General features: G+C 37.3%; 7 protein-coding genes. All 7 read right to left on the bottom strand.

What is annotated here, in order from left to right; translation table 11 throughout:
• Positions 1-54: 54 nt before the first annotated feature.
• The gene (locus BM097_RS15600; RefSeq protein WP_090552562.1) at positions 55-570 is read right to left on the bottom strand and encodes an NAD-dependent epimerase/dehydratase family protein; all 516 of its coding nucleotides are present in this window, start codon (positions 568-570) and stop codon (positions 55-57) included.
• Positions 571-620: 50 nt separating this feature from the next.
• Complete coding sequence (locus tag BM097_RS15595) at positions 621-947, bottom strand: nitroreductase family protein (protein WP_255406685.1); 327 nt, start codon at positions 945-947, stop codon at positions 621-623.
• 536 nt (positions 948-1,483) lie between these two features.
• Entirely contained in the window at positions 1,484-2,347 is an 864-nt protein-coding gene (locus tag BM097_RS15590; RefSeq protein WP_090552556.1) for an alpha/beta fold hydrolase, read from the bottom strand.
• 89 nt (positions 2,348-2,436) lie between these two features.
• Entirely contained in the window at positions 2,437-3,222 is a 786-nt protein-coding gene (locus BM097_RS15585) for a class I SAM-dependent methyltransferase (protein WP_090552552.1), read from the bottom strand.
• Between the two features lie 20 nt (positions 3,223-3,242).
• The gene (locus BM097_RS15580) at positions 3,243-3,959 is read right to left on the bottom strand and encodes a sulfite exporter TauE/SafE family protein (protein WP_242944737.1); all 717 of its coding nucleotides are present in this window, start codon (positions 3,957-3,959) and stop codon (positions 3,243-3,245) included.
• Positions 3,960-4,070: 111 nt separating this feature from the next.
• Positions 4,071-4,571: a P-loop NTPase family protein gene (locus BM097_RS15575; protein WP_090552548.1), complete on the bottom strand. Its 501-nt coding sequence runs from the start codon at positions 4,569-4,571 to the stop codon at positions 4,071-4,073.
• A gap of 94 nt (positions 4,572-4,665) precedes the next feature.
• Positions 4,666-5,604 (bottom strand): amidohydrolase family protein, encoded by a 939-nt coding sequence (locus tag BM097_RS15570; RefSeq protein WP_090552545.1) that lies wholly within the window; start codon positions 5,602-5,604, stop codon positions 4,666-4,668.
• Positions 5,605-6,036: the final 432 nt, after the last annotated feature.

Here is a 6,036-nt window from a genome sequence, read left to right as displayed (position 1 = left end):
GCTTAGGCGGTCGTTCTTTCTTTTTTGAAAAATAACCAAAAAGAAAGGGACTTTTCAAGATTTTTCATCTTGACATATCACCGCTAGACTATTATCCATTTCTCCAAAAGGATCAATGCCATAAATACTGCCAGGACGAACAATACAATAATTCGGCAACTTGCTGATAACTTGCTCAGACTTTATTTTTCCATTGAAGTAATGATGATTATAGCTTTCTTCCGTCCTAAGAAATGGTTCAACGCTTTCAGACATGTTTTTCTCATAGGCAACTGAAGTAGACACAAAGATAAACCTTCTAGAACCTACGGCATCACAAAGGGCAGGCATCACCTTTTCAGCAATCTCTTCCTCACGTTCATGATTCATCACTGTCCAGATAATAACGTCAGGCTTATATTCCATCACGAGAGCAGTCAGACTGCTTATTTCGAAAACATCCAGTTTAATATAATCTCTATTTTTATTATTCTTGCTGTACGTTCCTAATACTTCATTACCACTATTCTTTATTTTCGAATAGATAGTGCCACCAAGGAACCCACTGGCTCCCAAAATCAATACTTTCATACTTCCTCCATAAAACTTAAAGTTAATCTATTCAGAAATATAATTGTCTATCAGCCTTTGAATGAATTAAACCAGGCTCTCTCTTCAAAAACTTTTTTCTTAGGTAACACTGGGGTGCTTTCAGCCTCCCCTACCGGTAATATACATACAACTTCATATCCCTCAGGTACCAAAAGAATGTCAGCTATTTTGTCGCATATTCTATCTTCACCCGTAATATGACCTTCATACCAACAGCTCTGATATCCAAGCTCAACAATTGTAAGTAGCATGTTCTCAATTGCAGCAGAGTAATCTTGCACTGCAAAGCATCTATCACGATATGCCTTTATTCTTTGCGTCAACACTACGATTAGAGCAGGCGCCGTTTCGCATATTGGAGGATTTATAACTTCATTAATTTTCTACTAAACTATCTTCCGATATAATCTATTATCCCGACAAATTTCGACTTGTTAATTTAACTGTCTTCAATTATACAGAATCCTCATCCATCAAGGAACACACAATTCAAAAATTGGTAACAAAAAAGATTTCACAGGCTCTACTTGCTGAATAAATAGGTATAACCATCTATAATTATTGCTCTTAGTTATACCTTTTTAAATTCAATATAATGTTCCATAGCTCACTAAAAGGTATAACCTTCCATAATGTTCCTCGCTAGTTATACCTTTTTGACTTCAATATAGTGTCTCATTGCCCACCAAAAGGTATAACCCGCCATAAATTTCCAAGTCAGTTATACCTTTTTGACTTCATATTAATCCCTCATAGATCCTATTCTCTGTTCCTAAGCAGTGCTACAGCCATTTTTGACTCCAATACTGCTCATTTTGAGCTCGAGGATTCAAATTTACCGATGTCTTCTTTTATAGAAGAATCTGATTTTCTGCTATCCCCCTCTATGGATTTATGCTAACAGGAAATCAACAATCATTTCCTTCTCTTCATCTGTTAAAAAGTTCATATGACCGCGCCCTTTTAACAAGTAGGTCTCACAATTGGGAATGATTTTATTTGCTCTTTCGATTACGCCATTTCCTGGAAACAGACAATCCCTTTCAGCCGCCATCACAAGTGTTGGTGCAGTACATTTTTTCATTAATTTCTCATCAACATTGCTTGGCATGCCTTTTTTTATCTTAACATGGTCAATGCTCAGTTTTGCTGTTTCATATATGTCTTTTGTAATATTATCTTCGGTTATAGCCATTGGGAGCATGCACTTTTTTAGCCATTTATCCTTTCCAGTAATCCAATAAGCTATCATCGGCAGCATCATACTTGCACTTTTTATTGCCAGTGCATTCTTTATTCCTGAGGGAACATATAGCACAACTCGATTAATCTTATTAGGGCAAACGCACATTGTTTTCGCAATCACACCAGCACCAAAGGACCCGCCAAAAAGACTTATTTTATCGTACTTAAGGCCATCTATTACTTCGCTAACCCATTTTCCATAATCATATCCCTTTGATGGCAGGCTTGTTTCTGCACTCTTTCCAGGATGGCCAACCATATCCACTGCATATATATGAAAATCATTCATTATAAAATCGCAGGCAAGAAGATTGTAAGCTGTGGTGGCATTTCCACCGTGAAAAACCAGAAGTGGTATACCGGTTAAGTTACCAGTCTCGATAATATGTGTCTTCCCGAAAGAGGTATCTACATAGACATCTTTCCAAGGTGCTAGCAGCCTTGAAAGCTGACTGTCATATAGATTCAATATTTCTTCTTTTCCTTTTTCAGATTTGTATATCGTTTTCATAAAACCCCCATCAGCTCAATGAATCTTGACATTATTTGTCTCTCTAAATTCTTAAAGATGAGTTACAGGTAAATCCAAATACTCCGAAACTATATCAGCTGCAATTCAGCTAAAGAAATATAGTGTTTAACCATAAAGTTATCTGGAGCATTTTCCATAAGCATCTTCATATGTTCCTCGTTCCATGCAGCAAGCTGTTTATCATTCATAGCAGCTCCAACTCCTCGACATGCGCGCATACGTCCGTGCCAACCTTCTTGCGAAAAAGGAACATCAACACGAAATTCCATGCGATTAACGATATCAAAGAATTGCAACAGCTCATCCGGAACATACACCGGTTTCACTGTGTCGCCGTAACTGGACCAATTTGGATTATACTTTAAAATAATCTCTTCGCTCTTACCAGCAATTGGATCTTCATATGGTAACCATCCCATGTATAATATTAAAAACTTTCCATTAGGCTTTAACATCTTAGCAAACTTAGGTGCAATCACTTTAGCATCCAAATACCAAATACACTGACAAGCGGTAATTACATCAAAAGTCCCATCCGGATAGTCCACATTCTCTGCTGGACATGTGAAAAAATCAATATCCATACCCGCCTCAGCAGCCAGTCTTTTCGCCTGAAGGATCTGATTTTCTGTTATATCTGTTCCGACCCACTTTGCGCCATAGCGGTACATGTTTCGTGGCAACACCCCAGTGCCAGTTCCAATATCCAAGACATGTTGTCCATCCCTACAAAGTCCCAAATCTAAAATAGTCTGATAGAACTCCTGGGGATAAATGTCTCTGTATTTTGCATAATCTTCAGATGTATTCCCCCATTCGAAGGCATTGCCATTGTCTATGTCATTAATTATCATATTATCCCCCCCTCTCTTAACTATAAATTCATTCCAACCAAAAACACCCCTGATATTACCAAAAGAACTATAACAATCTTTTTTACAACTCTTTCATCCAAGACTTTTGAACTCTCCATTCCAGCAAACAATCCAATAATCATGAACGGAATAAGGATTACTGTTTGTTTCAATGAATTAAGTGTAAATACTCCAAGCAAATAATATGTAAAGATTCTTACAGTATTTTCAACAATAAAAACCGCGCTTATATTGGCTTTAAATTCATCCGTTGTATTAGTCACTCGCCCAACATAGGCAGCAAGCAACGCTCCTATCCCAAACAGGCCACATAATATACCAGACAGCACGCCAATGATACCTAGTAAAAGATTAGAATCCTTTGCATTTGTACGTTGATATTCTCTAAAAAACATTTCAACAGCTATAAGAATAACAACGATTCCAAAGAACACTTTTAAATGCCTAACATCAACACTCTTTAGAAGGATTGCTCCCGGAATACTACCACCCAAAACCAACAATGCTAAAGGAATATAGACTTTTCTCTCAAGCTTATTACGATTCTTCCAAGTCAATATTAGATTTGTCGGATACCCAAGTAATAATTCCACTGGCGATATATTAACGTTTGCCACTCCAAATCCTAAAATAGATGTAAAGACTAATGTATTTGCAAAACCACAAAGTCCCTTTATAAAAAACGCACACAGTGTGGCTATTATCCACAAAATCAAGCAATAATCCCCCTTATACGATTTAAATGCTTATCTGCATCCACCATGCCTGGCTTATTCATTATTTCCGACTGTCCATAGAACATTTACTAAATTTAAATTTATCACTATTTACACCTCTGATTGTCCTTCTGCAATCCACTTTTCTGCTTCTTCTCTATTAATAAAAAATGTAATTACATTCTTATCTGGATATTTGGAAAATAGTTCCATCAACTTTGGTTTGTTCTTACGCTCGTAGTTCTGAACCAGTTCTACAAGTTCTGGATCAAGCTCGCTTTCTATCCATGGCATATCAGGACGCTCCTGACCTACTCTTCCGGTAATTCCATCCATGCAAACTTTTTCTCCATAATCCAGGAAAAAGATGGTATCGCAAGCTTTAATACGGTTTTCATATGTTCTGCTGTAATCACCATCTATAATCCAAGTGTCACGCTTCACAACATCAGCAAGATTCGCATCAAACTCGTCTCTTGAAATATGTGTCCTGTCAGCATTCCACCAAATATTATCAAGATGATATAAAGGAAGCTTAGTCTTTTTCTGAAGTTTTATGGAGAATGTACTTTTCCCGCTGCCGGAGCAGCCTAAAACTAATACCTTTTTCAATCTATCCTCCTTTATAAATCGTAAATTTGATAGTATCAGTGCCCTATTATACCAAATATACTTTTTCCACGAAAGTACTCTAGTGTCCTTTTTCTTATAGATTCCCCAATCCTCTTTGTCTTATTTCCTCTAATTGTTCTGCGCTAAGTGTCCCTGCCTTGTAAAGCTTTAGATATTCATTTTCAATTGAGGAATCAAAAATTAGAAGATCATCAGTATTTATGGTCACTCTGACCCCATTTTCTACCAATGTCTTAATTGGATGTGATTTATAATCCTTTGCAAAACCCAGAATTACATTGCTGCTGGGGCAGACATTAACCTGTATATGATTATCCGCAAGAAATCTCATGGTTTCTTTGGATGTTGATGCATTAATTCCGTGATGCACCTCAGAGAGACCAAGAGTCTCTACAGCTCTTCTTACATCTTCAGCTGAACCCGTTTCTCCAACATGCATCTTCTTGGTTAAATGGTACTCCTCAGCTTTCCTATATAGCGGTAAAAATGCTTCAAATAGCTGAACATTTTCTCCTGCGCAAATATCAATTGCCTTGAAGTATCCGGACTCGGCATATTTGTCGAGCTCATCTACCTCTTCTTCCACGTTTCCGAAGGAGGGATATGTCAGCTCCGCTTCAAAGATACTATCAGGACAATATGATTTATGGAATCCTTCTATAAGCTCTCGAAACTCTTCTACTGTTCCTACCTGATTCACTTCAGCTGTACCAAAATTCATTACAAGACGAATTATGTTATTTCGCCCAGCCTCAGCAAAAGCACCTTCCCACCTGAGAAGCATATTTTCATAGCCATCACATACAGGTTTTATATTTGACCTGAACCAATTCTGCATACCTTCCAAGCCATCAAGGTGCTGTGGAGGCTCTGGAATATCAACCTGAAGTAGCTCTGCAAGCCACGCTCTTCTGCAGCCTTTGGTCGAGTGATTGTGGAGGTCACTTTTAGGTGCAGATAAAAGTTTGTTTATATTATTTTCTTTTAAGCCATCTACAAAAATATTCTCCACACCAATCCTCCCTTTGAGTTTTTTCGATATTGCAGTATTGTATCAAAACAGATACTCCTCGTAAATAAATATACGAAAAAAGACCCGGTATATCATACAATGTCATTAAGTTAAGAGGGATGTATAAAGATCTCTGCATCAGGAATGATGCAGGGGTCTTTTTTCTATAAAGGGTTGACATTAATGCAGAAAAGTGCGGCCGCTTTCGCTACTGATTATTTTCAGAGGTAGCGAAAGCGGCCCTTGAAATTGTAAGTATATTTACAAATTTCAGGGAGGCGCACATGAAACCACAAATGGTAAAGAAACTTTTGATGTCACAAATTAAAACAATTGCAGATAATGCAAAATCTTTCTGTATTGATTCTGAAAGAAATTTCTCACGGAAAAGAAAATTGTCTATGGAAAAAGTCATTACAGGAATTATTGGTA

Source organism: Pseudobutyrivibrio sp. OR37 (genome assembly GCF_900113655.1).
Taxonomy (GTDB): Bacteria; Bacillota; Clostridia; order Lachnospirales; family Lachnospiraceae; genus Pseudobutyrivibrio.
The sequence above is the reverse complement of the archived record's forward strand: the minus strand, read 5'-3'. Positions and strand labels throughout refer to the sequence as shown.